General features: G+C 67.4%; 25 protein-coding genes and 1 pseudogene. 9 read left to right on the forward strand and 17 right to left on the reverse strand.

Annotation, left to right across the window (positions count from 1 at the left end; translation table 11 throughout):
• Positions 1-136 precede the first annotated feature (136 nt).
• The 8 genes and pseudogenes from LRS07_RS08640 to LRS07_RS08675 all read left to right on the forward strand — a co-directional run bounded on the left by LRS07_RS08640 (position 137) and on the right by LRS07_RS08675 (position 6955).
• Positions 137-718, forward strand: a complete 582-nt coding sequence (locus LRS07_RS08640) for a hypothetical protein (protein WP_260501527.1) — start codon at positions 137-139, stop codon at positions 716-718.
• Positions 719-772: 54 nt separating this feature from the next.
• A complete protein-coding gene (locus tag LRS07_RS08645) occupies positions 773-1693 on the forward strand; it encodes a relaxase/mobilization nuclease domain-containing protein (protein ID WP_312028366.1) in 921 nt (306 codons plus the stop codon).
• 111 nt (positions 1694-1804) lie between these two features.
• A complete protein-coding gene (locus tag LRS07_RS08650) occupies positions 1805-1984 on the forward strand; it encodes a hypothetical protein (RefSeq protein ID WP_260501528.1) in 180 nt (59 codons plus the stop codon).
• A 14-nt stretch (positions 1985-1998) separates the two neighbouring features.
• Positions 1999-2295: a hypothetical protein gene (locus LRS07_RS08655; RefSeq protein WP_260501529.1), complete on the forward strand. Its 297-nt coding sequence runs from the start codon at positions 1999-2001 to the stop codon at positions 2293-2295.
• A gap of 167 nt (positions 2296-2462) precedes the next feature.
• Positions 2463-2705 (forward strand): GIY-YIG nuclease family protein, encoded by a 243-nt coding sequence (locus LRS07_RS08660; protein ID WP_260501530.1) that lies wholly within the window; start codon positions 2463-2465, stop codon positions 2703-2705.
• A 210-nt stretch (positions 2706-2915) separates the two neighbouring features.
• Positions 2916-3089: pseudogene (locus LRS07_RS08665) on the forward strand (JAB domain-containing protein); the annotation flags it as partial.
• Between the two features lie 270 nt (positions 3090-3359).
• On the forward strand, positions 3360-5183 hold the full coding sequence (locus tag LRS07_RS08670; RefSeq protein WP_260502078.1) for an ATP-dependent nuclease: 1824 nt from the start codon (positions 3360-3362) through the stop codon (positions 5181-5183).
• Between the two features lie 8 nt (positions 5184-5191).
• The gene (locus LRS07_RS08675) at positions 5192-6955 is read left to right on the forward strand and encodes a UvrD-helicase domain-containing protein (RefSeq protein ID WP_260501531.1); all 1764 of its coding nucleotides are present in this window, start codon (positions 5192-5194) and stop codon (positions 6953-6955) included.
• Between the two features lie 448 nt (positions 6956-7403).
• On the opposite strand, the gene LRS07_RS08680 is transcribed toward LRS07_RS08675, so the two are convergent.
• The 16 genes from LRS07_RS08680 to LRS07_RS08755 form a co-directional block, all read right to left on the reverse strand.
• Complete coding sequence (locus LRS07_RS08680) at positions 7404-8639, reverse strand: DUF1173 domain-containing protein (protein WP_260501532.1); 1236 nt, start codon at positions 8637-8639, stop codon at positions 7404-7406.
• Between the two features lie 112 nt (positions 8640-8751).
• Positions 8752-9867: an LPD7 domain-containing protein gene (locus LRS07_RS08685; protein WP_260501533.1), complete on the reverse strand. Its 1116-nt coding sequence runs from the start codon at positions 9865-9867 to the stop codon at positions 8752-8754.
• Positions 9868-9891: 24 nt separating this feature from the next.
• Positions 9892-10566, reverse strand: coding sequence for an OmpA family protein (locus tag LRS07_RS08690; RefSeq protein ID WP_260501534.1), 675 nt, complete (start codon positions 10564-10566; stop codon positions 9892-9894).
• 52 nt (positions 10567-10618) lie between these two features.
• Positions 10619-12592: a type IV secretory system conjugative DNA transfer family protein gene (locus tag LRS07_RS08695; protein ID WP_260501535.1), complete on the reverse strand. Its 1974-nt coding sequence runs from the start codon at positions 12590-12592 to the stop codon at positions 10619-10621.
• Positions 12589-13686: a P-type DNA transfer ATPase VirB11 gene (gene virB11 / locus LRS07_RS08700; protein WP_260501536.1), complete on the reverse strand. Its 1098-nt coding sequence runs from the start codon at positions 13684-13686 to the stop codon at positions 12589-12591. Before virB11 ends, LRS07_RS08695 begins: the two co-directional genes overlap by 4 nt.
• Positions 13683-15119 (reverse strand): type IV secretion system protein VirB10, encoded by a 1437-nt coding sequence (gene virB10, locus LRS07_RS08705; RefSeq protein WP_260501537.1) that lies wholly within the window; start codon positions 15117-15119, stop codon positions 13683-13685. Before virB10 ends, virB11 begins: the two co-directional genes overlap by 4 nt.
• A complete protein-coding gene (locus tag LRS07_RS08710; protein ID WP_260501538.1) occupies positions 15116-16075 on the reverse strand; it encodes a TrbG/VirB9 family P-type conjugative transfer protein in 960 nt (319 codons plus the stop codon). Before LRS07_RS08710 ends, virB10 begins: the two co-directional genes overlap by 4 nt.
• Positions 16072-16860, reverse strand: coding sequence for a VirB8 family type IV secretion system protein (locus LRS07_RS08715; protein ID WP_260501539.1), 789 nt, complete (start codon positions 16858-16860; stop codon positions 16072-16074). The genes LRS07_RS08710 and LRS07_RS08715 overlap by 4 nt, the downstream gene beginning before the upstream one ends.
• 11 nt (positions 16861-16871) lie before the next feature.
• On the reverse strand, positions 16872-17579 hold the full coding sequence (virB5, locus tag LRS07_RS08720) for a P-type DNA transfer protein VirB5 (RefSeq protein WP_260501540.1): 708 nt from the start codon (positions 17577-17579) through the stop codon (positions 16872-16874).
• A gap of 24 nt (positions 17580-17603) precedes the next feature.
• Positions 17604-18704, reverse strand: coding sequence for a TrbL/VirB6 family protein (locus tag LRS07_RS08725; RefSeq protein WP_260501541.1), 1101 nt, complete (start codon positions 18702-18704; stop codon positions 17604-17606).
• A gap of 12 nt (positions 18705-18716) precedes the next feature.
• Positions 18717-19145: a hypothetical protein gene (locus LRS07_RS08730; RefSeq protein WP_260501542.1), complete on the reverse strand. Its 429-nt coding sequence runs from the start codon at positions 19143-19145 to the stop codon at positions 18717-18719.
• Positions 19142-21634, reverse strand: coding sequence for a VirB4 family type IV secretion/conjugal transfer ATPase (locus LRS07_RS08735; RefSeq protein ID WP_260501543.1), 2493 nt, complete (start codon positions 21632-21634; stop codon positions 19142-19144). The genes LRS07_RS08730 and LRS07_RS08735 overlap by 4 nt, the downstream gene beginning before the upstream one ends.
• Positions 21618-21950 carry a VirB3 family type IV secretion system protein gene (locus LRS07_RS08740; RefSeq protein ID WP_260501544.1) on the reverse strand — a complete coding sequence of 111 codons (333 nt, stop codon included), beginning with the start codon at positions 21948-21950 and terminating at the stop codon, positions 21618-21620. The genes LRS07_RS08735 and LRS07_RS08740 overlap by 17 nt, the downstream gene beginning before the upstream one ends.
• 13 nt (positions 21951-21963) lie before the next feature.
• Complete coding sequence (locus tag LRS07_RS08745) at positions 21964-22242, reverse strand: TrbC/VirB2 family protein (RefSeq protein WP_260501545.1); 279 nt, start codon at positions 22240-22242, stop codon at positions 21964-21966.
• Positions 22239-22739, reverse strand: a complete 501-nt coding sequence (locus LRS07_RS08750; protein ID WP_260501546.1) for a lytic transglycosylase domain-containing protein — start codon at positions 22737-22739, stop codon at positions 22239-22241. Before LRS07_RS08750 ends, LRS07_RS08745 begins: the two co-directional genes overlap by 4 nt.
• A 12-nt stretch (positions 22740-22751) precedes the next feature.
• Positions 22752-23312 (reverse strand): hypothetical protein, encoded by a 561-nt coding sequence (locus LRS07_RS08755; RefSeq protein ID WP_260501547.1) that lies wholly within the window; start codon positions 23310-23312, stop codon positions 22752-22754.
• A 179-nt stretch (positions 23313-23491) separates the two neighbouring features.
• On the opposite strand from LRS07_RS08755, the gene mnmH reads away from it, so the two are divergent.
• Positions 23492-24604, forward strand: a complete 1113-nt coding sequence (gene mnmH, locus LRS07_RS08760) for a tRNA 2-selenouridine(34) synthase MnmH (RefSeq protein WP_260501548.1) — start codon at positions 23492-23494, stop codon at positions 24602-24604.
• Here mnmH and LRS07_RS08765 read toward each other — a convergent pair.
• Entirely contained in the window at positions 24560-25606 is a 1047-nt protein-coding gene (locus LRS07_RS08765) for a fatty acid desaturase (RefSeq protein ID WP_260501549.1), read from the reverse strand. The genes mnmH and LRS07_RS08765 overlap by 45 nt on opposite strands.
• Between the last annotated feature and the right edge of the window lie 38 nt (positions 25607-25644).

Here is a 25644-nt window from a genome sequence, read left to right on the forward strand (position 1 = left end):
TCGAGACCGACGAATCTCCGGCCAAATTCGTCGGTCTTTCGACCTCGAGTCGAGCCGAGACTAGATGCGAAGGTGAGTGCAGGATAGGCGCGGTGGCGCCGATGTCTGACACGCTCCGCTTGTCAGGAGTCTCGGGTTGGCGCCCTCGGCACGTGATCGCATCAGCGTTGACCTGCACGGCCTGAAGGCCGCGCTGGTGGCGCGTGCTGCGGCCGAGCGAGTCCACGTGTCAGTCGTGGTGCGGCGTGCGGTCGAGCGCGAGCTGGGCGTGATCGCGACCACTGACCCCGCCGGCGAGCCCATCAGCCCGCCTGCCGCAGGCGGCTCGGTGAAGCTGTCAATCCGATTGACAAGTGCGGGGGCAGCGCAGCTTGCAGCGGGCGCGGCGCGAGCCGGCTTGTCGCGCAGTTCCTATGTCGCCGGCTTGCTGGCCGAGGTACCGCTGCTGGTGGGCGGCTTAGCAGCCCGCCCGGACCTCCTCGCGGCACTCAACGCGTCCTGCGCCGAGCTCTCGACGCTGACCCGGAACCTGCACCACCTGACGACTCTGTTGCGCCAGGGCCAAGTGCGAGCCGCGATGGAGTACCGCGAGATGCTCGACACGCTCGGCAGCGATGTACGGGAGCACCTGGCAATGGCCGCTGGCCTGCTGGCCGAACTGCGGCCGCCAGGGCCGATCCGCGTCGGCGCCCAACGGGAGCCACGCGCTGCTGCATGACCTGAAGGAGATCGCCATGGCCGAGCCGCACGACATCGATGGCGTCCTGATCCAGTGGGGGGGGACCGCCTGTTCTATCCGGGCAATCGGGTTGTCAAGACCAATCCGCAGCCGAAACTCAGCGCCCTCGTTGCACGGCAGCGCGCCGCCGCGATCCGCGAGCGCATCGCGGCGACCGTCGTGCGCCGCGCACCGCAGGTGATGGTCAAGGTGACGGGCGGCGGGCGCGGCATGAAGGCCATCGCGGCGCACTTCCGCTACATCAGCAAGAACGGCCGGCTCGAAATCGAGGACGAGCGTAGCCAGACGATGCGCGGCAAGGGCACGCTGGCCGAGCTGGCCGACGACTGGCGCTACGGCGGCAGCCTGATCGAAGACACGAGTCCCCGGCGAGAGGCCTTCAACATCATGCTGTCTATGCCGCGCGGCACCGACCCGGCGAGCGTGCTCTGGGCAGCGCGCGAGTTCGCCAAGTCCGAGCTGGCAGACCACAAGTTCGTGATGGTCCTGCACGACCACCAGGCCAACCCGCACGTGCACATCAGCGTTCGCGCCGAGTCGAAGCATGGCCGGCGCCTGAATCCGCGTAAGGCGGACCTGCACCGCTGGCGCGAGACGTTCGCGGCGAAGCTGCGCGAGCGGGGCATAGAGGCTGAGGCGACGCGTCAAGCAACGCGAGGTGCGTCGCGTGACTATCCGGCGCTTTGGCAAGTGAACGCGCGCGCCGATGGCAGGCTCCTGAAGCCTGAACCGGCCGCGAGCAAGGGCGCTGGCGCGCGGGCCAGCCAGGATGCCGCCCACGCTGCCTGGCGCGAGCTTGCAGCCGCGCTAGCCGCTACCGGCCGCCAGGAAGACAAGCAGCTTGCCCGCTCGATCGAGGCGTTCGCGGCCGGAAATGCGGCGCGAGCCGTCACCCATGTGCCGGAGCAGCCCGCACGCACGCAGGCCCCGACGAGGACAAGCCCGGCGCGGTAGGCTAGCGCATCATACTGGATGGACGTACAGTTGTGAGCCGAGCCACTGAAGCACACCACCGCTCGGCACCCGACTCCAATCAACGCCCCGAACCTGCCACTAGTTCCCGAGGTGCAACTCGGCCCACAGCCCGCCGATCAGCCCAACCTCGAACTCGCCAGCGAGGGTGGGCAGCGCTATGTGTGGAACAGCGCTTTCGGCGCGATGTTGATCGAGGTACGCGACGACGTGGCCTTCGTCAACGGCGCACGCGTGGCGTCGATGGCTGAGCTGCGCGCCGCGGAGGCTTAAGTTGGGCGTCGGCAGTGATCCATCCAGCCAGTCGGACATCACGGTGCTCCGCCAGCGTCGAGCAGGGGAATTTCTTCATCGTCGGAGGGCAGTTCGCCTACGTGGCAGAGACGGGCGATGAGTTCCAGACCAGCGGCGGCCAGCCCAATGCGCGGCTGCACCTCATCTACGGCAATGGGACCGAGAGCAATCTGCTGATGCGATCGCTGCAGAAGGCGCTGACGAAGGACGGCAACGGGCGGCGCCTGAGCGAACCTGATGCAGGGCCGCTGTTTGATCCGCAGTTCGGCGACACCGCCGAGCCGGGATGACATTGAGACTGACACAATTTATGTGCTTCGCAGCCTATCGAAGCATCCATTCGTGTCCGAGCACCGCATGCTGATCCACAAAATCGGTGTCACAGGCGGCAAGGTCGCGACGCGCATCGCCGACGCGGAGAACCAAAGCGACTTACCTGCTGGCCCCGGTCGAGATCGTGGCCAAGTACAAGCTGCACAACCTCAACCGATCCCGAATGGAGAACATCTTCCATCGGTTGTTCGGCTCCGTACAGCTTGACCTGACGATCGAGGATCGTTTCGGCAGGCCAGTGAAGCCGAGGGAGTGGTTCGTCGTGCCGCAGCAGGTGATCGGCGAGGCGGTTGAGCGCATTCGGGACGGGTCGATCACGCAGTTTGTGTACGACGCACGGACTGCCGGACTGGCTCGAATAGGGTGACGTGGCGGGTGTGCGGGGCCGCAGCGAGGGTCAGCAGTGCAGCGGGAGCGGTCGTTCGCGGCAAGTCGCGGGATGTCCCCTCTCGGCGAATACCAGCCCTCCACGAAGGGCGAAATCGTCTTCGCCGCCAAGCCGATCCTCGACAAGCGCGTCGGGCCCAAAGACGTCGTCAGGAGCCCCGAATGCGCCAAGGACTACCTGCCGGTGAAAATGGGCGACCACGAACCGGAGGTGTTCACCGTCATCTTCCTAGGTCCGCAGAACCGCGTCATCGAGTGCCGAGAGATGTTCCAAGGCACGCTCACACAGACTTCCGTCTATCCGCGCGAGGTGGTCAAGCGGGCCCTGACGCTCAATGCGACCTCCTTGCTATTGGCTCACAACCACCCCTCGGGAGTCGCCGAGCCGAGCAGGGCGGACGAGGCCCTCACGAAGAAGCTAAAGCCGCGCTCGTGCTGGTGGATGTCAGCGTTCTCGACCACATGTCGTCGCCGGAGGCAGCGTCTAGTCCTTCGCGGAGCGAGGCTTTCTGTGAAGGCGCGGGCTTCAGCCCGCCTCTTGGCGGCTCCCCGAGGGCCGCGAACCCATCGGGGCAGAATGTCCGCTGGGCGCACAAAACAACGCGGCGAGCGCCCATACCCAGGGGGAGGACGCGTGAAGGTCGTAAAGCTTTCGATCACCAATTTCCGCGGTGTCCAATCCGCCGATCTCCTGTTTGACGGGCACACGCTGTTCGTCGGATCCAACAACGTCGGCAAGAGCACCATCTGCGAAGCGCTCGACTTGGCGCTGGGCCCGGACAGGCTGAACCGCACTCCGGCGATCGACGAGTTCGACTTCTACAACGCCCAATACCTCGAGCCGGCGGCGGACGGAGAAGAGCCCAAACCCATCGCGCTCCGGATCGAGGTCGTGTTGGTCGAGCCCAGCGAGGCTGTGCTGAACCTGTGCGGCGGGCACCTGGAGTTCTGGCACGTGGAGGAGCGGCGGGTGCTCGGGGAGGCCGAGGCCGACCTCGCCAACCCGCCGACGTCGATCCCGTGCCTGCGCCTGGAGACGATCGGCGCCTACAACCCGGAGGAGGACGAGTTCGAGGCAAAAACCTATTTCTCGCGCAGCCCCGACGCCGACGAGGGCGAGCTCACGCCGGTCTCGCGCAAGATCAAGCGGGAGTTCGGGTTTCTCTACCTTCGCGCGCTGCGCACCGGCTCGCGCGCGCTGAGCCTCGAGCGCGGGACGCTTCTCGACATCATCCTGCGCACCAAAGGCATCCGGACGACGCTCTGGGAGAGGTCCATCCGGCGCCTGCGCGAGCTCGACGTCGAGTCCGACGCCACCGAGATAGCGCCCGTGCTGCGCGACATCGAGCAGCGCCTGGCGCGCTACATCCCCCTCGAAGCGCCGGGCAACGCCACGAAGCTGCACGTCTCCGAGCTCACGCGCGACCACCTGCGCAAGACGATGTCGTTCTTCCTGGCGCTGTCGGCCGACCAGGACCACGTCCCGTTCGCGCACGCCGGAACGGGCACCCTGAACACGCTCGTTCTCGCGCTGCTGTCGGTCATCGCGGAGCTCAAACCCGACAGCGTGATCTTCGCGATGGAGGAGCCGGAGATCGCCGTGCCCCCGCCCACCCAGCGGCGCATCGCGCACTACCTGCTCACCAAAACGAGCCAGGCCTTCGTCACCTCGCATTCGCCCTTCGTGATCGAACGCTTCGAGCCCTCGCACACGCTGCTGCTGTCGCGACAAGCGGGCGTCGTGTCGTCGCAGAAGGTGTCAGACGCCTCCGGGCTCACCGACAAGGAGTTCAAGCAGTTCGCCCGCTGGGGCCTATGCGAATGCATGCTCGGCAAGGGCGCCATCGTCGTCGAAGGGCTCACCGAGTTCCACGCGCTGCCGGTGGCCGCCGCACGCATGGAGGCCGAAGACCCCGCCGCCACCGGCGGCCAGCCTCTCGACATCCTGGGCGCCACGTTTTTCCACGCCGGTGGCGAGTCGAACATGCCCAAGTTCGGCAAGTTCTTCAAGACGCTGGGGCTCAAAACGTTCGGCTTCTACGATCTGGACAAGAAGCGTTCGGAGAAGACGAAGGCCGCGCTCGCCGCAAGCTACGACGTTGACTTCGAGACCGAACACAAGGGCTTCGAGAACCTAGTCGCCCAGGAGATGCCCGCCGGCACGCTGTGGAGTTTTCTCGAGCAGCTGCGTGACGGCGGCGAGGGCGTGGAGCTTGGCATCCCGGCGGCGAAGCCGGCCGACGAGGCGGCCGTGCGCAAGCTCGCGGCCGTGGCGCTGCGCAGCGGGAAAGGCGCCGGTTGGGCGGCGCGGCTCTTCGAGGAATGCGACTACGCGGACTTGCCGCCGTCGGTCATGAAGTTCCTGTCCCAAGTGTTTTCCGCCATGCCCAAGATCAAGGAAACGCCGGATCCCGACGACGAAGCGGCGACCGCGGCGGACGCGAGCGACCCGGCCTAGGGGAGGCGGTGGCCATCGATCCGAACTGCCCCAAGCGCGCGAGCGTGGTCGCGTGCCCTGGTCACGGCCTCGTGCTGGGAGGGCCGGGCAGCGGCAAGACGACCGTCGCCTTGCGGAAGGCCCTGGCGCGGATCCAAATCGGCATGCGGCCGGGGCAGAAGGTGCTGTTCCTGAGCTTCTCGCGGGCGGCGGTGACGCGCGTGCTCGACGCCGCGCGGCTGGAAGTGCCCAAGAAGCATCTGTCCCTGCTCTCTGTGCAGACCTTCCATGCGTTCTTCTGGAGCGTGCTCAAAACCCACGGATACCTGCTGGGCGCGCCCAAGTGGCTGGACCTCCTGTTGCCGCAGGACGAGAAGGCGATGTGCGGCGGCATCAAGCGCGGCGACGAGGGATGGAACGAGTGGGTGGCCGAGAGGGAGCGGATGTTCCGCGAGGAGGGCCGCGTGGCGTTCGACCTCTTCGCGCCCAACGCCGCGGAGCTTCTGGCGCGCTGCCGGCACCTTCCCGGCCTGATCGGCGCCGCCCATCCGCTCATTATCGTCGACGAAGCGCAGGACACGGGGAGCGACGCCTGGCGCTGCGTCGAGCTGCTCGCTCCCAACGCGCAGATCCTGTGCCTGGCGGACCTCGAGCAGCAGATCTACGCCGACTTCCTGCCGGGCGTCGGCCCCGAGCGCGTGGTCGAGATCCGTGCCGCGCTCGATCCGTTCGAAGTCGATCTCGGGAGCGACAACGGCCGCAGCCCTGACACCGAGATCTTGGCCTTCGCCAACGACATCCTCACCGCGCGCCCGCGAGGGAAGCCTTACAAGGGAGTGGCGCAGATCGGATACGAGCCGAAGAGCGTCAACTGGAACGCGTTGCTGCGCCGGGCCATCGGCGCGGCGATCAAGGCGGCCGAGTCTTCCAGCGGCGCGCGGCCCAACACGATCGCGGTTCTCGCCGACACCACTCGCAACGCCTTGAAAGCCTCCAACGCGCTCAACGCCGTCGACGCGCCGGACGGAAAGCGCGTCCCGCACAAGCTGCATTTCGACGAGGCCGAGGCTCTGCTCACCGCCAGGCTCGCGGCGTTTCTGCTCGAGCCCAAGGACCCAGCGCGGGAAGACGACGACGTGGCCACGTGCATTGAGCTGCTCGCCAACGCGAGGCGCGCCACCGGCACCGGCAAGGCAGAGGTCGCGAACTATCTGCTGCGCGCGCAGCAGATCAGGGCGGGGAAGCCTCCGAAGGTGAACATCGTCAAAGCCTTCCGCGCGGCGCTCGCGGCGCTTCGGAGCTCGCCATTCACCGGAGACCCGCCCGCGGACTGGCTCATGGCGAAGCGCGCGCTGCGCGAGTCCGGCGAAGCCGCGCTGCAGCGCGCGGCACGACAGCTCGACTTCATGGTGGCCTTTCAGCGCGGACACCGAATCTCCGCGGCCCTTTCCGCGGAGTGGCTCCGCGACGGCGCCTACACGCGCGCGCGGGCCGCTCTGGACAGCGCGCTCGCGCAGGAGCAAATCCTCGACGGAGCCGAGCCGCCGCGTGGAGTTCAGGTGATGAACTGGCACAAGGCCAAAGGCAAGCAGTTCGACGCCGTGATCCTGCTGCGGGAGCCCCGATTCGGCGACGGGGGGCTCGAATCGAGCTTTATCTGGCGGGGCGACCAGCCGCCTTACCCGAAGAGCCGCAGGCTTGTTCGCGTCGCCGCCACCCGAGCTCGCCACCTCCTGATCGTCTTGAACCCCAACTGGCCCGCTTGCCCTCTGCTCAAGGGCCACATCCTTTAGAAGGGATAGCTTCGAGTTCGCCACGCGCGAGCACGGGCCGCTCGCGGGGCGACGCGCCGCGCGCGGCGCCTGCGAGCGACGAGCAACTGCTCCTAGGACCCAATACAGGAGCGCAGGCGATCATCATCGAAGCGGAGGACGTTCAACTCGACTCGAGCTCGGCGCGAAGAGCGCCGTTCGCGCGCCGCCGGCGCGGTCTAGATGCTTCTCGCACAGCTGCGCGCCCAACCGGCGGAGCTTGGCGATCTCCTCGTCGAAGTCCGCGCCTCCCTGACTCGCATCCACAGCATCGTGCCCGTCCGCTTCCGGCCAAAGGCGGTCGTCCAGCTACACGTCGCCGAACACCTGCAACCAGTCTAAAGCTTGCCTTTGCCATAGCAGAGAAGTTGACCCGACTGCCTCGAGGAAGCAACTTCTCTATGTTTATCGGACGGTAGCCGGAGTCGGCCTATCCGCGCGACCTCGATATCGGCTTCACGGGAGCTGGTAGCTGAGGCATCGCTTCGCTTGACCGCCGCCACACCCAAACCGGCGCGTCGCCGCGAGGGTTTACGCCGGTGACGCCATCGGCCACGGCCGTCTCCTCGAGCCCAGGCGGCACGACGAACATCAGCGACCCGGCGCCGCCTGTGTCCGTCAGCGTGGCGGTCGCGAGGCACTGGCCGCGGTGCAAGTTGTAGCGAAGCCCCTTGATGAAGACTCGCCCGTCGACGACGAGGCGTTCGACGAGCTGACGCTCGAACGAATCCTCGACCGGCAGCCACTGCGGCGTGACCGGCATCAGCGACATCTCGCCGATCGTTGGTATGCCGGCCTCGCTGACTCCGAAGGTCGCGATCACGACCATGTGCACGGTGTCGGCAGACGCCCAAAGCGCCAGCTCCGAGCCCAAGCGCCGGCCCAGGCGCCGGTAGAGCGGATCGTCGAGCGCGAAGGCCTGGTCAGGCACGTGCTTGATCACCGCCTTGTAGCCATAGCGCGCGGGCACGATTTCCTTCACCTCGCCGATCAGCAGCATTAGGTGCTGTGGCTTGCCCGGCGCCGCGACAGCGTGACTCCACTGCGCGATGCGGCGGGCGTTGAGCGCGTCGCGCTGCTCGATGGAGAACGGCTCCGGGATGTAGAGCCGGCTGCGCAGTGCCTCGCCGCGCGCCACCTTGTTCTCAGCCGCCAGCAGCAGGTGCTTGCGCACCGTGCCCCAGCTGCGCTTGCCGACGAAGCCCGGCTGCCAACGGGTCAGCTCGGCCTGGTCCCAGAGGTAGTGCAGGAGCCCGCGCAGAGACAGCTTGCTGCCGTCTGAGGCCACGCTGTCCGATGGGGTGCCGGGCGCTGGCATGGTCGCCCGGTTTCCGAGCTTCGACATCGAGAACCCGAGCTTCAGCGCCGTCTCGCCGGTGGCCGGGTCTTCCTTGATCGCCGTGCCGAGCACCTGGCCGAGGCCAGAGGCCTCGGGAGGCGGCTCATACGAGGCGCAGTCCGGCGCGTGCCGGCTGCCGGTGCCGGGCATGCGCTTGACGATGAAACCAGCATCCGTGCCCGCGAGGCGGGCGACGTACATCTCGATGCCATGCACCAGGCACAGGCACTTCGGCCGCAGGCGGTCGGCATGCGCGGCGGCCAGCGCGTCCGCGAAGCCCTCGTCCTCGGACGTCACCCGCGCGCTACCGAAGAGGTACGCGCCCACGGTACGCTGCCCTGAGGGCGCGCTACCGAAGAGGTACGCGCCCACGGTACGCTGCCCTGAGGGCGCGCTACCGAAGAGGTACGCGCCCACGGTACGCTGCCCTGAGGTCTGGCTACCGGACATGCGCCGTGCGCTCACGCGCACGCTGCTGTTCCGGCGCTGGGCGAACCACCGGCTGCTGCTGCGGCGCGGCCTTGTCGTACACCTTGACCTTGTGCACCTCGCCGGCGGCCAGGCGCTTGGCCAGGTTGTCGGCCGCCGCAGCCATGATCGCTTCGCGCCGATTCTCCGGCACGCGCTGGGCAACGAGCACGGCCTCGATGGCCGCGAGCACCGTCTTGCGGCTGCCGCTGCCGCGGGCCGATGCCTTGCCGGCCGCTGCCGGCGCATCCGTTCGCGCCGCGGGTTCGATGCGATTGACCTGCCGCCCCTCGCGCTCGCTGCGCAGCCAGGCCATGTCGCTCAGCATCGGCTCGTAGCCGATCGTCTTCACACCGCGTAGCGAGGCCTCGAACCACACCATGCGCCGGAACTCCTCGTGGCCGGAGACCCGCAGCGCCTTCCAGTCGCGCGCCTCGGCGACGTCGACCATCGATCGGGCGACTGAGGGGCTGTTGGTGTCGGTGGCGAGGCGGAGGGTGGACTCGGTGAACGCCACGCGCGTGGTGTCACCGCGGAAGCGGTACTCGGTCTGACCTACCGGCTTGTCACCGATCGAGACCATCGCGCGTTTGATCACGTAGCGCTCGTTCAGAGCAGCCTCCAGCTGGGCCACCAGGGCGCCTCGCTCGGCCTCGGCGTCCATGCGGGCCACGATCGCTTCGACCTGCGGTGCCGGCGCGGCAGGCGTCAGCGGCACGACATTCGCTGTTCCCCGGCTCGACTCCTTGTCCCGCGCCGCCGGTGCTTCGGGACCCCGCGCTGGCGTCGCGGGCTCGAGCCACGGCGGACGCTGCCAGGCGCCGTCGGCCTTGTGCACGAAGCTGCGCTGGCCCTCGGTGTCGATGGCGGTGAAGCGAAGCGCGCCCACCCGATCGGCCTTGACGATCATGTCGTCGAAAATCTTCGCGTGGTAAATCAGGTCGGTGGTCGCGTCGCGCAGCTCAAAGCGCGGGCCTTCCGAGGGGTCAGGTGCCTGGAAGGTCGCCTTGGCCACCGCCGCGCGGTCACCAGGCTCGACGGTGCCCCCCTTGGCGGGCCAGTGACGCGCTTCGCGATAGTCGTCCATCGTTGCCTCCGTTTCGTGGCCCGGTCAATCACTCGCCAAGCGGTGGGCGAGCGTCGTGTCGGGAGCGCCCGCGGCCGTCACGATGGGTGCCGCGCGGTAGATCTCGATTTCGACGCGGCGATTCAGCGCGCGGCCGCCGGGTGTCGAGTTGTCGGCGGCGTGGTCGCCGACCGGCTGCCAGGTCGTGCGGATGCGCGCGCGATCGACACCGGACTGCACCAGCCAGGATTCGACGGCCGCGGCACGCTGGCGGGCGATAGCGCTCTCTGAAGGAGACTCCGCCGTGCCATCGGTACGACCGCGCAGCACAACCAGCGGCGCGGTGCGCGCTTCGTCGACGATGCGAGTGGCATCCGCGTCCGGCACGTTGACTTGCGTACTGCCGAAGGCGAAGAGCACCGGCACGAGCAGGTTCCGCTGGGCGGGAGCGTTCGTCGCGATGCCGCGGACCAGCAGTTGCTGGTGATGGACCATGCGTGCCATCGCCTGGCTGCTGGCTTCGGCGCTGCGGACGCTCTCCTTGGCGAGTATGCGCGTGTTCTCCAGGTCGCTGCGGCACGACTGCAGATCGACCGCCATCGCGGCGTTCACCGGCCGCCGGCGCGATTCGTCCACCGTGGGCGGCTTCGGCGGCGAGCTGCACGACGTGACGAGCAGGAGCCACGGAAGCCAAGCCAGCAGCGTGATGGGTCGGGTCATGGAATCACCTCTTCGGTTGAACGAGGCTCTTGGCCGGGCTCGCCGCCCAGCGTCACTTCGGCCGGCTCATCGAGCGCCTCGACGCGCACCCCTCGATGACACCGACAGCCGGTCCGGAAACGAGCGTGCCGCCGAAGAACTGATCGACCACCGCCTTGACGTCGAGGTCGCTCTCCGCCGCCGCGAAGTCCGGCAGGTTCGGCATGTCCAGCGCGAGCTGTTCGAGCCGCAGGCCCTGACCGGCACCGATCTCGTCGGGCGCCCAGGTCCATCGGCGCTGCACCTTGGCGAAGTGCAGGTCCATGTCGATCGCCCGCACTTCGGGCGGCGGCAGCAGCCGGGCCTTGAATACCTTCTCGCGGTGGTAGCGGATCTTCTCGCCGAGGATCGGCTTGCAGTTCTCCATCACGATCACGAGTCGCTCGGAGCCCAGCTCCTTGAACTCCTGAGGCAGCAGCAGCGCGCGTCGCTGCTCCGACTCGTTGCGGCTGACGGTCGTATGGCCGTGTCCGCTGAACGAGCGGCTGCGCCCGCGCGACGTGGCCCGCTCGGTGAAGTGCCCGAGCATGGCGCTGTACTCGTCGGCGTCGCGCTGCTCGCGCGGCGCGTAGAGGATCTGCAGCCCGTGGTTGGTGACGAAGGTGCGGGCTTCCTTCTCGCCATAGACCGCGTCGAGCTGCGACATCGCCTGGACGACGGTCAGCAGGCGCAGGTTGTAGCCGGCGAGGAAGGCGGCGGCTGAGCTGATGATGCCGACTCGGCCCATCGCGGCGAATTCATCGTTGACGAGGAGGCACTGCACCGACAGCGCCTTGTCCTGTACCGGCAGCGTGCGCGTGTTCAGGCTGACCAGCTGGGAGAGGAACAGGTTCAGCAGCGGCCGGGCGTTGGCCAGGCGGTTCGGCGGGATGCGCACATAGATCGACATGCGTCGGCGCCGCACGTCCTCAAGCCGGAAGTCGTCGGCGGAGGTCGCTGCATCGACCACCGCGTCCGCAAAGATCACCAGTGGCGCGTTGAAGGTCGAGACGATGCTCGACAGCGTGTTCTCGGAGTTCGACAGCAGGCGCTGCAGCGCATCGACGCACTCATCGGATAGAGCCTTGCCATCCTCGGCCCGCTGCTTGATCGCGGCCGTGAAGTGGTCCTTCAGCGGCTGCCCTTTGCCGGACGACTGCCGCAGCATCTCGCCGATCGTGCGCGGCAGCTCCGGCGTCTCTAGCAGGTACAGCCCGATGCCGAGAAAGAGGTTGCGCGCCTGGTCGTTGAAGAAGGCTTCGGACGACGTGCTGCCGCCATCGTTGGGGAAGAACACCTGGCCGATGGCGAGCAGGTCGCCGACGCGGTGCAGCAGGCTCGTGCGCATCGTGCTCAGCGGGTTCCAACGGTGGCTGCGCGCGCTGTCGTCGAAAGGCGAGAAGGCGTACACCGCCTGGCCGTGCGCCGCGCGAAAGCCAGCCGTCACGTCGAAGTTCTCTCCCTTGATGTCGAGCACCACGACCGAATCGGGCCAGTTGAGCAGGTTGGGGATGACGATGCCGACGCCCTTGCCGCTGCGGGTCGGCGCCGACAGCATCACCGAGAGTTGACCCGGCAGCGCCAGGAAACGCTTGCCGTATCGGCCGAGCAGGATGCTGGGTGAGCCGCCGACGTTGCCAGTGAGTCCCGCGCGCTCGACTTCCGTGGCCGACGCGAAGCGGGCATCGCCGTGCAGCGCCCGGCGCGGGCGTGCCGCAGCGATCAAGGCCGCTGGCAGCGGGATCAGCAGCCCGACGCCGCTCACGACCATCGACGCGACGAGCGACTTCCGCAGCCGAGCATCGTCGGCGTAGAGCACCCAGTAGTGCGTGATGCTGCCGAAGCGCGCCTGACTCGGGTCGGCTTTGTTCAGCAGCAGGAACAGCACGGCCGACAGGTAGATCGCGGCGCAGGCCAGCCCGACGATGCAGACGATGCCAAACAGCGCCGCGGCCACCTTGCGCGGCATTGGCCAGGAGGCCATCGACAGCGCGGCGATGCTGCTCACGCCCGCTCTCCCATCGCATCGTCCCAACGACCGAGCCGCTGTCGCCGAGGCTCGTAGAACAGCTCGGAGATGAAGCGCCCGCGCTCGTCGCGATCGAACTGCACGATCACGTCGATCACGATGCCGAGCAGCCACTTGATCTCGTTCATGCGCAAGCCGTGGCCGCCGCCGCTCTCGCGGATCATCAGCGACATCTGCTCCAGCGCCAGGGCGCAGCTGCCGGCGTGGACGCTGGTGATGCTGCCCGGGTGGCCGGAAGCGGCGAGGCGGACAAAGTAGAAGCACTCGTCGCCGCGCACCTCCGCGAGGAAGATGCGGTCGGGCTTCATTCGCAGGCAGGCTTCGAGCAGCGACTTGGCCGTCACGCGGGCCGTGCCCTGGGCATCCTTGCTGTAGAAGAGGTGGACGACGTTCGGGTAGTTCGGCAGCATTAGCTCAGCGGTGTCCTGGATCGTGATGAGGCGCTCGTGCTTGGGCACCTCCTCGACCAGGCCCTTCATGAAGGTGGTCTTGCCCGAGCCGGTCTTGCCGCTAACGACAATCGTCTGGTGCCGGCGTACCGCCAGACGCAGGAACTCGGCGTAGCGCCGGGCTTCTTTCAGCGCCACCAGTTCCTGCTGGAAGGGCAGCAGTTTGCTCGATGCGGTGCGCGTCATGGTGGCTGTGCGCTCGAAGAGACCATCGCGCTCGAAGTCGTCGAGCCGCTTGATCAGGTGCGACGGCTTGCGGACCGTGATCGAGACGGTGCCGCGTGTGACCGCCGGCGGGATGACGAACTGGATGCGCTCGCCGCTCGGCAGCGTGGCCGACAGCAGCGGGCGCTCCTGGTTGACCTGCTGATCACAGTATGTGGCAACCGCCGTGGCGAGCGACAGGCAGCGCTCCTGCGTCATCTTGGGCGCCGGCACGACCCGCCAGCCCTTGACGGTCTCGACCAGCAGTTCGCCCGGGCGGTTGACGCAGACCTCGAGCACGCCGTCGGCGTCGAGCTGCTCGCGCAGCGGACGGAGGAACTCGATGACCGACGTGGCGTCGCCTTGCCAGGCGTCGGACAGGTTGCCCGCGTCGCGGTGGGCGTCCAGCACGGTACTCATCGCGGCACCGGCTGCAGTTCGTAGACCGACGAGAAGTCCACGTCGCGGGCGACATAGATGCCGACGATGCCGCCCTGGTTCCGATAGATCAGCGGCGGGATGTTGATGGTGCTCTCCAGCACCTTCTCGGCCAGCTTGCTGGAGTTGGACGTCGTTGAGGGCAGGACGATCGTGTCGGCCCCTGTCGCATTCGTCTCGTTGGCCTGGTTCTGGATGATCAGCTTGACCGAGTCGTCGATCAGCGACAGCAGCATCGCCGCGCCGATGCGCTCGGCCCAGCGGTTGTCCACGTAGCCGTCGATGCCGGACTCGCCGAGCTGGTCGGTGCCGGGCGACTCGATGTCGACGGTGACGCCATTGTGCGTGCGGATTCGCGTCCAGAGCACCGGGATACGCACAGTGCCGGGCCGCAACGAAGCGATGCGGTACTCGCCGTCGAGGTGCGAGCCGCGCTCGATCAGCAGCACCCGGCCGTCGTCGCTGTAGACGTTGCGCTGCACCTGGCAGCCCACGAGGCCGGAGACGGCGCTGACGACCTTGGTCTTGAGGGCGCAGGTGAAGGCGGTGCCCTTGGGCAGCGTCAGGCTGCGGTTGCCCAACATGCTTGACGCGACCCGGGGTGTAGCCGAGCCTTGAAGCTGGCCGCCGAACAGGCCAGCGCCGGGGAGGGTGGCACCGCCGGGTTGCACACCGGGCGGGGTGATCCCAGACGGGGGCCCTCCAAGGAGTGCCCCCGTCGGAACCGGCCCGGTGACCTGTCCGGTCGCGAGCGCCGTGCTGCGGGTCAGCGTGTCGAGCAGCGCGTGCAGCTGCCGCTGGTAGCCCTGCAGGTTGCGCGCGGTGTTGGCGATCGGATCGTTCGGGCCGACGTCGCGCGGCTCTCCACCTGTGGCTGCGACCGGCTCGGTGTGCCGCGCGGGCAGTGCAGGGGCGGCGCTGGGTGGCGTCGGCCGCGAAGTCACCAGCAGCACGGGGGCGTCATCCGGAGCAACCACCTTGGTGTTACCCCCGCCGGGGGCACCCGCTCCGGTGCGCCGTACCCCTATCGGCTCGGCCAGCTCATCGGTGATCGGAACGATCGCCGGGATGCGAGGCCCGCCCACTGCTGGCGTGCTGGCGGAAGCGGTGGCGATCACCGGCATCTCGGGCCGTCGAGGCTCGGCCGTCGCCGCGGTCGGCCGGTCGCTGACGCGCTTGGACTCATCATCGAGCTTCTTGCCGCTGGCGGCGAACTTCTGGATCGTGAAGGCGGCGATGACGATCAGGGTCAGTACGAACAGGCCAAGTGCCAGCAGGCCCTTCTTCGAGACGGCCAGGCGCTGGCGCTCGGCGACGTTCGGGATGCCGGCTTCGCCTGGGAGCGGCGCGATGCTGTTCGGGTCTTCGACAGGACCCTTGTCGAAACGTTCTTCAGGACGCACGGGATCTGTCATGGCGCCACCTCACTGCGTTGATCGCCGGCCTGTTGGCGAGCCGACGTGCTGTCGGCCTTCAGCGTGCGCCGCACGCCTGGCACCGTGGTGCCGCGCTCCGGCGGCACGCCGTCGAGGTCGAAGGCGTCGTTCCAGACCGCCACAACGGCCGAGCCGGCGCGCAGCATCAGGCGCCGGCTGACGCGGTCGACGACGAGCAGATCGTCTTCCATGCGCGCGTTGACGAGCGTCTCGCTGCCGTTGCCCAGAACGTGGAAGACCGCCGGCACCTCGCGGTTGCCCGGGAAGCGCAGGTAGGTGAAGCGGCCATCGTCGAAGACCAGCGCCGGCACGATGTCATCCGACGCGTCGCCCTCGGCGATGGAATAGCTGCTGTTGAGCACCTGCGGCTTGCCTTGCAGTCGCTCGGCGACGACCTGCTGCGGCGTGGGAGTCGCCGGAGGGGGCGGGAGCGCGGCAAGCGGGGCCAGAAGCGCGGGCGGCAACCCGTCGCTCAAGGCGTGCCGAGCCGGCGCTGCGGCCCGCGTCACCGGCGCCTTGACGACCAGGCGGTACACCGGCGGCTTCGGGTCGCCGTCGGCGAGCACGACGAAGCGGAAAGCGTGCGAGCGACGATCGGTGACCACGGCGACCGTGTTCGCGGCTCTGGCCGTGCTTTTCGGCTTGACGAAGAGGTTGCGTCCTCCAGCCTGGGCTGCGATGCACCAGGCCGCCTCAGCCTTCGCGCAGTCGCCACCGAGGCCCGAAGCAACCTCCGCGATGACCTCGTCGGAATCGAGCATCACCAGCGTGACCACGCCGCGCTTGACCGGGACCGTGACCACAGCCTTCGCGTCGTAGACGACCTCGCGAAGGCGTGGATCGCCGGCGGGGCCAGCCTGAGTGCCGTTCGGTGCCTGCGCCACCGCGAGGGTGGAGAACGCGCAGAGCACTGCAACTGCGCCGGCGAGTTTCATGGCTTCGCTCCTGGACCGGTCGTGTTGATCTCGGGGTCAGAGCGGTACGCGACCACGACGAAACCGAACGGGTTCTCCAGCCGGTCCTTCTCCTTTGCCAGCACCCTGGGCTGGTACTGGTAGACGACGCTGGCGACATGGCGCGTCGTGACCTCGGGCAGGTTGCGGTCCACCAGCCGAACGACCTTGTCGTAGGTGACCTGCGCTTCGCCCTTGTTGCCCGCGCGGCCGGTCGCGGACAGGCGTACACCGACGATCTGGATGCGCCAGTCCTCGCTGGCGCCGAGCTTCTTCTGCAGCGCCGCGTCGCCCTCGAACTGGCGGTTGTAGTCACCGAAGACCGCCGGCACGGCCATCCGCGCGACCTGATCGAAGTCGCGTTGCAGGAACATCCAGCTGTAGCCCTCGCGGGCCCGGACGAAGGTCGCGAGGTTGTGCTTGTCGAGCGCCTCCATCGGCGGGATCGTCTCGACGCTCAGGCGCTGCTGGATCGTGGCTTCGCCGGTGACCCGGTCGACGACGATCGGAATCTCGACCACGCGCCGCAATGGACCCTGCACAAACACGGCGGCGATGCCGATCAGCCCGAGCACCATGCCGGCGATGGCGACCCACCAGGCGCGGCGCTCCGAGCGTTCGATCATCAGCGCGCGGTCGAGCTCCCAAGAGCGGTTAGCTGCGAACTCGGCATCGGACTCATCGCCCCGCGCGACTTCACGATGAACGGCACCGGGCAATGCAGCGGCTCCGGCCGGCTTGCCGCCGGCCGTCAGGACGGCACTCATGAGCTACTCAGCTACGGCAGGTAGTCGGCGACCTTCCCGGTGCGGCCGAGCATCTGGTACTGGCGCTCGCGGTCGCGCGAGCGGGCGATGCGCTCTTCGCTGTCGGCGATGCCTTGCAGCATCTGCAGCTGCGAGACCTCGTGCGCGAGCAGCGCGTTCTCAGCGCCGATGCGGGCCTGGATCTCCTGCACCGCCTTCTGGTCGGCGGTGGCGTTGATCTGGCTCATCAGCGAGTTGATCTGCGCGAGGCGCCCCGCGGCGGACTTCATCGCGTCCTGCAGCAGGCCCTTGGTCTGGTACGGCGCGGCGAGCGCGGCCTGGCAGCGCGTGCGCTCGGCGCCGGCCAGGTCCATGCAGTTGTAGACCATACCTGCGTCGCGCAGCGCCTTCGAGGTACCAGTCAGGCCGGAATAGCCGCCGGTGTTTACCGCATTGACGAAGGTGTAGGCCTCAGCCGGCACGTAGTTGCGCAGCATCGGGTTGTTGAACACCTGGCCCAGGTTGCGGAAGCCGTTGATGCTGTTCAGCTGGTCCTGCAGCTGGGTGATCTGCTGCACCTGGTTCTGGATTTCGGTGATGTCGTTAAGAACCTGCTGGATGGTCTGGATCAGGTTCGCGATGTCGATCACCGGGATGCCGCTGGCGCGCGCGGGCGTGGTGCCGAGCGCGGCGGCCGCGAGGCAGGCAGCGGCGGCGAGCTTGTGGAGACGAAGGCGCATGGCGTACTCCTTGACGGTTGAGGTTCAGCTCCGGCCGCGCAGGGCGGCCAGCCGGTAGGCGGCAGTGCGAGCCGCGGTGAATCCCTGGCGGGCGAAGGCTGCGGCACCGGTGGCCATCGTTCCGGCGAAGCGGCTGCCGGTCAATGCAGCGGCGGCTGTAGCTCGGCCGGCCGCGTATGGGAGCCCGGTGCCGGCTTGGACGACGCCGCCAGCCGCCGCGCCGGCGCCTGAACCGCGCGCAGCGGATGCCGAACGCAGGCCCGAGACCATCATCGCGTTCTGGATCATCTGAATCCCTTGCTGTACGGCGGCACCACCGGTGAGGGCTGACGCGAGGCTCGGGGCCTGGAAGCAGATGATGGCCATGAGGATCATCAGAACGCAGTAGCGCGTTGCTTCGCCGAGCACGTTGAACGTGCCACCGAGGAAGCCGCCCCCATCCTGAATCGCCTTGAACATGGACACGCCCATGAAGGTACTCAGGCCCAGCGCGAAGAACGCGAACCAGGTCAACACCACCGCGTTGAGCACCATCGAAAGCCAGCTGTCGAAGAAACGCGCCGTAGGTCGCCACGCCAGGCACAGCACAAACAGCGGTCCGACCGCGATCACGAAGGTCAGGAACAACTTCGACAACGTGACCACGAACAGCGCGATGCAGAGAAACACGACCGAGCCGATCGAGAAGATGGCAGCCGCCAAGAAGAGGTCCACCCGGAACATGCTGGCTTCCTTCATGATGTCCGACACCTGCGCGCTCGCATCGTCGTTGAACTTGTCGAGCAGGGCGTACGGTGTGGTCACCGTTGCGGGGTCAACGCCAGCCGGTAGGAACGTCGAGGCTACTCCCATGGCCAAAGCGTTGGCGGTGTCTGAGACGTTGGCGATGTAGAGGCCCGATTGAAGTGCGAAGGCCAGGACCAGCAAGATCTTGAAGACCTTCCACATGAATACTGGCAGAGTCTCGGACACCTCGTTGCGAAGCACGGCCCAGCCATAGAGTGCAACCCACAGGGTCATTGCGGTCAGCGCAATCGGCGCGAGCGCCGTCATCAGCGTCGAGACGACTCCGAGCACGTAAGTGCTCAGGATGCCGTCGAGCTGTCCACCGACCCAGTTGAACATGTTGGTTCGGTCCTACTGAGCCGCGGGGAATGGCAGGTTCCCAGGCGGACGAGCGAACATATTCACGCACTTGCTCCCAAGGTCAGGAAGCTGGCATTGCACCCACGTGTCGCCACACTTCACGACCCAGACGCGCATCAGCTTCGTGTTGCCATAGCTCGATGCGCGGCAAGTTCCTGGGCGCGCATACGCCTCGGTGCACTCCACCAGGCCATCCTTGGTCTCGACCATGAGCCACGCTCCGCCATGGCACTTGTCCGCCGCTGCGCAGGGTTTCGCGGAGCGAATAGGCCCGGTAGCCGGCAGCGGCGCGGTCTCGACCTTCTTGGTCCCATCAGGCATGACCTTGACCGCCTCGTTGCCCTTGACGAACTGGGCGGATGCGGTGCCGGTCACGAAGACCAGCACCGCGGCGACCACGGCTGAACGAACGAAGCTCATGCGGCACTCCTCGAGTTCCTGGACTTGCGATCCTGAACCTCACGGAGCAGCACGGGAAGCCACTGAAACGGGTCGTTGCCGTGCCGTCCACGGATGTCGTCGAGCAGGGCCACGTTGTCGGTCGTCGCCGAGAGCACGGTGATGAAGTCGTCGAGTCCCGACAGGTCGAGCTCGCAGATCGCGCTGGCGTGGCCTTGCTTGACCAGGAAGCGCCGCCCGCCCTGGGCGCCGAGGCTGCGCACGATGTCGTACTCGGCCTCGCTCAAGCCGAAGCCCTCGACGTACTCCTCGCGCACCGCCTCGGAGTTGGCGAGGAAGATCTTGGTCACGCTCTGCTCGACCATCGTCCGGCCGATGGGGTGCCGCAGCACGTCCGACGGGCTCTGCGTATCGAAGATGCCCAGGCCATTCTGCTTGCGGATCGTCTTCTGCTTCTGCTTCGCGAAGTCACTGAAGATGGGGTGGTCGAGCGCCTTCCAGAATTCGGAGATCACGTAGATCAGCCGCTCGCCGTTGATCAGCTCTTCCATCACCTGCAGCAGGTACAGCATCACCGGCGTGCGGACCTCGGGCAGGTCGAGGAATTCGGTGGTGTCGAAGCCGATCACCCCGGCGTCGTACAACTCACCGAGCCGATCGTCTGCCATGTCGAAGACCCAACCCAACGCGCCGCCCTGGCACCAGCGGCCAAGCCGCTCGTAGAGGCTGTTCTCGCCGGTCTTCGGCAGGTTCTGCCGTACGGTTGAGAAGCGGCGCAGGGCCGGCGGCATCATCGCCACGGCCTTGATGGCATCGGAGACGGCACGCTCGTCCGAAGGCATCAGCGGCAGCGCCGGGGTCTCGATGCAGGTGCGGATGAGCTGCTCCCAGAACTGCAGTCGTGCCGGCGTGGGCTCACGCTGTAGCGGGTTGCAGCCGGTGGGCTTGCCGGCTTCGAGCGTCAGGTAGCGACCGCCGAGCGCGCGCAGCGCGATCTCGCATCCGCGGTCCAGATCGAAAAGCACCAGCCGCGGTGCTGGCTCCCACTTACGCGTCAGCGTCAGCAGGAACATTTCGAGCGTGGTCTTGCCGACGCCGGTCGAGCCGATGATCAGCGTGTTGCCGGGCAGCTTCTTGTCGGCAGAGTCCTCACCATCGGGGCTGGCGTGCAGGTTCAGGTAGAACGGTTGACCCGAGGGCGTGCGCATCAGCGCCAAGGCTTCGCCCCACGGATTGCCATCGCGCTTGCCGCGCGCAAAGTTGTGGCCGGCGGCGAGTGCCGCGAAGGCGCGCGACGACAGCTTCGCGTCCCGCGGTCGCCATTGCCAGTTGCCGGGCATCTGCGCGAACCAGGCGGCGTCGGCGACCAGATCGACCGGCGACATCTGCAGGCTCGATGCCTCGCCGACGGCACCGATGGCCTGCGCCGCGCCGCGGCCGGCGTCGGCCACGTCCTCGCCGAACACGACGAGGCTGTAGTGGTACTCCCCCATGCAGAACTGGCCGTCGCCGAGTTCGTTGAGCGCCACGTCCATCTCGGCCACCTGGCTGGCCACCACGTCGTCGCTGGCGATGAGCTGGTCGCGCTGGAGTTCCAAAGCCCGCATCGCCTCACGCCGCGGCAGGATCGAGTAGCTCTGCGTCTCGATGAACTCGCTTGGCTCGTAGAGCAGCGCGTTCAGGATGCCGGGTTGCACCGCGTCGGCGTACTCCTTGATGTCCACGAGGGCCGCGTAGCGCGTGCCGCCGCCCTGGCGCAGTTCGAGCTTGTCGCCGCCGAAGGACAGGCGGGTGGTCGGCAGGGTCCGGTACAGCGGGGCGGCGGCGGCGGGCACCGGGCGCCAGCGCCCGTTGACGAGGTAGCCCAGGAACTCCGCGACTTCCGAGTGCCGGCGGCCGCGGTCCTCGCGAACGCCCAGTAGCTCCGGCCGAAAGCCTCGCAGCACGCGGGCGACGAACGCCGACCGTTCTTCCATGACGCGCAGCGCCTCGGCCTGCGCCGACGCGATGGCTTCGCGCGAACGCTGGCGCGACTGCAGGGCACGGCCGACGCGCGACACGTTCGGCCGATAGACGAGCGTGAGGTACAGCTCGTTGCTCATCATGCGGTGCTGGCTCAGCCGAGCCTGGTACGCCACCGACAGGTCGCGTGCGAAGCCCGGCTCGGCGGGGTGTTCGAGCTGGTCACGCACGACCCGGTGAAGCCGGTGCGTCCAGACGGCCCACTGGCCGCCGGCGAGGTTGCGCAGCAGGCTACACAGCGCCTCGTGCCGCTCGGCGATCAGGTGCTCGTCCGCGCACTCGAAAGGCACGCCGTCGATCCGCCAGACTCGCAGGTAGTCGCCACCGCGCGTGATCACGTCGTGCGGACTGACCAGCGACGAGAACGGCACGAAGCGGGCGAGCGGGTTCTCAGCAGCTGCCTGCTTCCAGTACCGAGGCGACGGACGGGGGCGTGCAAAGACGCCGGCCACGCCCGCCGAGGCGGCGCGCCTAGACGTGCCAAGCATCGCGTGCCCCGCGGTACAGGTTCGGCGCGTAGCTGCGCGACTTCCAGAAGCGCCGGTTGCGGTCGTGCAGGCGCAGCTTGACCGCGATGAAGATCTGCCGGAAGCGCTGGTCGTCCTTGCTGGTGACGTGGCGCATCCAGCCGAGCGCCGGTACGACGGCCAGCAGCACCGCGAGCGCAACCCACCAGCTCACGAGGATGCCGCCCCACATGACCAGCAGCATCCCTGTGCCGAACAGGATCACCAGCGGCACCAGCGGAATGCCCAGCTTCATGGCCGGACGGGTCGCGCCCTTGTAGATGGCTTCGCCGAGCATCGCTGCGATTCCGTCAGTTAACGATGTAGCTGGCAAAGGCCGCGGCACCGCCGACCAGCGTGCCGCCGATCAGCACGTTCGCCACGTCGGCCAGGCGCGCGCCCTGGAAGATCATCTTGAAGCCGGCCCAGATGATCGCGATGGTCACCACCGCGATCGAGATCGTGACTAGGATTGCGTTGACGTTGGTGACCGTCGTGTTGATCTTGTCGAAGCCCTGCGCGTGGGCAAGGACAGGGGCCAAGGCGCCGATGAGGACGGCGGAGCGGTTCGAGCGAAGTTCTTGGTTCACGAGCGCTCCTTGCGGTTGGGGAGAGCAGAGCCAGCGGCCGGAAGTGAGGCTGAGGCCCGTACGACCTTGCGGACGTAACCGTGGCGCAGGCCGGTGCTGAAGTTGCCGCTGTAGTAGCAGGACAGTGAAAAGCGCAGGGCGTGCTGCGCCGCGTGGGCCGAGGCGGCCCGCGCGTAGCACTCGCCGAGCACGGCCTGCATCGCCGCAAGGCTGGCGCAGGGATCGAGCGCGGTCCGCGGTGTCAGGCCAAGGCGCGCGAAGTTGCCGACGTTAATCTGGCCCAAGCCCACGCTGTAGTTCCAGCCGTCAGCCTGCAGCGCCTCGATCGTGGCCAGCGCTTCGGCTCGAGTGCGCGGCTGGCGTTGCAGAGCGCCGCCGACCACGCCGATCGCGTACGGGTTGAAGCTGCTCTCGACGCGGGCGATGGCACGAGCCGTGTCCGGATGGATCTGCGGCGCGCAGACCAGCGCGAGGGCGAGGAAGGTGGCGTCGTCCACTTTGAGCCTCGCTCACGGTGTGTCGGGTGCCGGCGGCGGCAGGGACGCGAACCACTTCGCGTAGTCGTCGTCGAAGCGCGTGTCCCAGGTGCGGAGCTGGGTTTTGGCCGCAGGGCTGAACTCGGTCACCGAGTCACCGCCGAAGCTCCACCAAGTCCTAGAGAAGGGTGCGCCGTTGATCGAGATCGAGATGGCCCCTGAGTAGTCGCACTGGTAGATCGGCGCGCTCTCACCGTCGATGACGCGTGTGTACTGCGGCGGGCAAAACGCCGGAGCACTCGACCAAGTGTGGTTCGCGCTGTTCCCGGCGCCGGACATGTTGCAGGTCGGGAAGGGCTTGCCCTTCGCGAGATCCCGGAAGACCTGATGCACCGGCGGGACGCACTGCGGGATCGCGCGCCAGCTCGGTGCAGTGAGGCACAGCAGCACGAGGCATCCATCGACGGCGCGAGCGGAAGTGGGGAACGCGAAGGCCGTCGCGAAGACCATAGCGGCGACGGCGCCGAGCCACGATGAAGTACGCTGTCCGTTGTTGGCCGCGCCGTGGCGCGCGACCCTTGACGAGTGGTCCATGCTCGACTCCTTGGCGACGCGCCGCACACCGGATGCCGCTTGGCAGTCCTCTGATGCTTGGCACCGTGGGAGTCAATGTAGGAGGCGACGATGCGCGAAGACGCGATGGATCGAATCGATTTTTCAGCGCACGGGCACAGTCCCGCGGGATGTGCATGAGCCCTGTTGCATCCAGCGGCATGGTGTCGCCTGAACAGATCGGGGTCCGCGAATTCGAGGACTACTCCCTCGTCATCGACGCACGTTCACCGCACGAATACGCCGAGGATCACCTTCCCGGGGCCGTCAATCTGCCCGTGGTCAATGATGCCCAGTACGCCGAGGTCGGCACGCGTCACAAGTCCGACAAGCACGGCGCCTACCTTATCGGCGTGGAGTACTCGTTGCGCAACATCGCCGACCAGATCAAGCCGCTCATCTCCAAGTACGGTAAAACCGACCGCTTCCTTGTCTATTGCTTTCGCGGCGGCAAGCGCAGCCGCCTGTGGGCCGACAACCTCCGGACGATCGGCTTCCAGGTCGATGTTCTGGCCGGAGGCTGGAAGCGGTACCGGCAATGGGCGCGCGAGTCGCTCGAAGCGCTACCGCCCCGATTCAAGTACCGTGTGCTTGCGGGCCCCACCGGCTGCGGCAAGACCCGCCTGCTCAGTGCGCTGGCAGCGCAGGGTGAGCAGGTGCTGGACCTGGAGGCGCTGGCCGCGCATCGCGGCTCGTTGCTTGGAGATCTGCCCGGCGTGCCTCAACCGACTCAGAAGTCGTTCGACAGCCTGTTGCTCCACGAGCTGCGACGCTTCGATGCATCAAGGCCGGTCTGGATCGAGGCTGAAAGCAAGAAGATCGGCAACCTGCAGTTGCCCGAGAGCCTGTTCGACTGCATGCACCGGTCGGAGGTGATTCATCTCGATGCCCCGATGACTGAGCGTGTGCAGCTTTGGCGCGAGGACTATCCGCACTTCGCCGCCGATCCGGTTGGAATGGTCCGGAAGCTGGTGCCGCTGAAGCCGCTGGTTGGAGGACAGTTGCTCTCGGCCTGGCAGAATTTGGCAGAGCAGGGCGCGACCGATGCTCTGTTCGAGAGCGTCATGGAGGGGCACTACGACCCTTGCTACCTGCGATCAACCCGCTCCAACTACCGACGCACAGAGGTACATCGGCGGTTTCCACTTCAAGGGCTCGGACCGCAGGCACTTGCTGATGCAGCGCGCGAGCTCGCGACGCTCGCGCACATCGGTGACCGCATCCGAGAGTCAGACGCGCCGATAGACCGCGGCACAGGTGACGCGCCGCCCTGATGAGAGTGGCTGTGCGGGGTGGGCCATCCAGTACGTTCGGGCTGGTTCCATCACCCGGCGCCACAGTGGCGGTACCAAGGCGGCGAACATGAGCAGAGGGTAGCCGGTAGGAAGGCGGGGCGATGCCGCGGCCAGCATGACGCGGAAGTACGGCACGCCAGGCGTGTCGTGGTGGGCCTGATGCAGGCTCAGGTTCAGGGTGACCCAGGACTGGAAGCGGCAGTCGTCTTCCCAGCCCCACTCGTGTTTGCGCGCGCTTGAGAAGCAGTCGTCGCCGAGGCCCCAGTGCTGGATGTATGTGACGGTCTGGATGGCGAACGCAACGAGGACGACCACGAACCCGAAGATCGCAATGCCAACCCAGCCGGCCGCGGCGCCGAAGATCGCCCAGTTTGCTGCCATGGCAACCAGCGCCAACCGGAGCCCGCGTACGGTGGGCAACCGCGCCTCTCCATGCCACGCGAGGCCGCACCTCCCCACAGTCTCGGCGGTGATGCGCGAGAGCCGCCGCCCTGCAAACCGCCATACCGACTCTTCGCGCCTCGGCCATTCCGCGGCTGCCGTGTTGCCCGCAAGACGGTGATGTCGAAGGTGCTCGTATCCAAGCAACGGGTAGCCAGCCAGCCCGGCGAGCACGTGTCCCATCAACCGATCCCCGCTGCTTGAGCGGTGCACCAATTCGTGGGCCACACAGGTGGCGAAGATTAGCGTCACCCAGAGACTCAGCGCCCACTTGAGGCCCTCGAACGATGAGGGTGCGAAGGTGAGCCAGCGGACGAGCACGGTCCCCAACGCGCCGACAAGCGCGAAGGCGTAGACCATCGGCAGCCGCTCAAGCACGAATGCGAGTCGCCCGCCCCACACGGGAGGCTCACCCGGTCGATGCACGCCGAATACCAGGCGCGCCAGTGGAAACAGCAGAAACGCGACACCAAACGTCAGCAGGGGCTGGGCGATCACAGCACTGACCGCCAGCAGCGCAGGGGCGATGAAGATCGCCATGTAGCCTGCTGCCGATGTGAGCTGGCCCAACACGACAG

Source organism: Aquabacterium sp. J223 (assembly GCF_024666615.1).
Classification (GTDB): Bacteria; Pseudomonadota; Gammaproteobacteria; order Burkholderiales; family Burkholderiaceae_C; genus J223.

What these genes read in the sequence shown, in the direction of transcription:
- LRS07_RS08710 (WP_260501538.1), bottom strand. Translation starts at nt 16,075, where the DNA reads ATGAAACTCGCCGGCGCAGTTGCAGTGCTCTGCGCGTTCTCCACCCTC.
- LRS07_RS08740 (WP_260501544.1), bottom strand. Translation starts at nt 21,950, where the DNA reads ATGCTCGGCGAAGCCATCTACAAGGGCGCGACCCGTCCGGCCATGAAG.
- LRS07_RS08735 (WP_260501543.1), bottom strand. Translation starts at nt 21,634, where the DNA reads ATGCTTGGCACGTCTAGGCGCGCCGCCTCGGCGGGCGTGGCCGGCGTC.
- LRS07_RS08755 (WP_260501547.1), bottom strand. Translation starts at nt 23,312, where the DNA reads ATGGACCACTCGTCAAGGGTCGCGCGCCACGGCGCGGCCAACAACGGA.
- virB5 (WP_260501540.1), bottom strand. Translation starts at nt 17,579, where the DNA reads ATGCGCCTTCGTCTCCACAAGCTCGCCGCCGCTGCCTGCCTCGCGGCC.
- LRS07_RS08685 (WP_260501533.1), bottom strand. Translation starts at nt 9,867, where the DNA reads ATGGACGACTATCGCGAAGCGCGTCACTGGCCCGCCAAGGGGGGCACC.
- mnmH (WP_260501548.1), top strand. Translation starts at nt 23,492, where the DNA reads ATGGTGTCGCCTGAACAGATCGGGGTCCGCGAATTCGAGGACTACTCC.
- LRS07_RS08730 (WP_260501542.1), bottom strand. Translation starts at nt 19,145, where the DNA reads ATGAGCTTCGTTCGTTCAGCCGTGGTCGCCGCGGTGCTGGTCTTCGTG.
- LRS07_RS08690 (WP_260501534.1), bottom strand. Translation starts at nt 10,566, where the DNA reads ATGACCCGACCCATCACGCTGCTGGCTTGGCTTCCGTGGCTCCTGCTC.
- LRS07_RS08715 (WP_260501539.1), bottom strand. Translation starts at nt 16,860, where the DNA reads ATGAGTGCCGTCCTGACGGCCGGCGGCAAGCCGGCCGGAGCCGCTGCA.
- LRS07_RS08765 (WP_260501549.1), bottom strand. Translation starts at nt 25,606, where the DNA reads ATGGCGATCTTCATCGCCCCTGCGCTGCTGGCGGTCAGTGCTGTGATC.
- LRS07_RS08725 (WP_260501541.1), bottom strand. Translation starts at nt 18,704, where the DNA reads ATGTTCAACTGGGTCGGTGGACAGCTCGACGGCATCCTGAGCACTTAC.
- virB11 (WP_260501536.1), bottom strand. Translation starts at nt 13,686, where the DNA reads ATGAGTACCGTGCTGGACGCCCACCGCGACGCGGGCAACCTGTCCGAC.
- virB10 (WP_260501537.1), bottom strand. Translation starts at nt 15,119, where the DNA reads ATGACAGATCCCGTGCGTCCTGAAGAACGTTTCGACAAGGGTCCTGTC.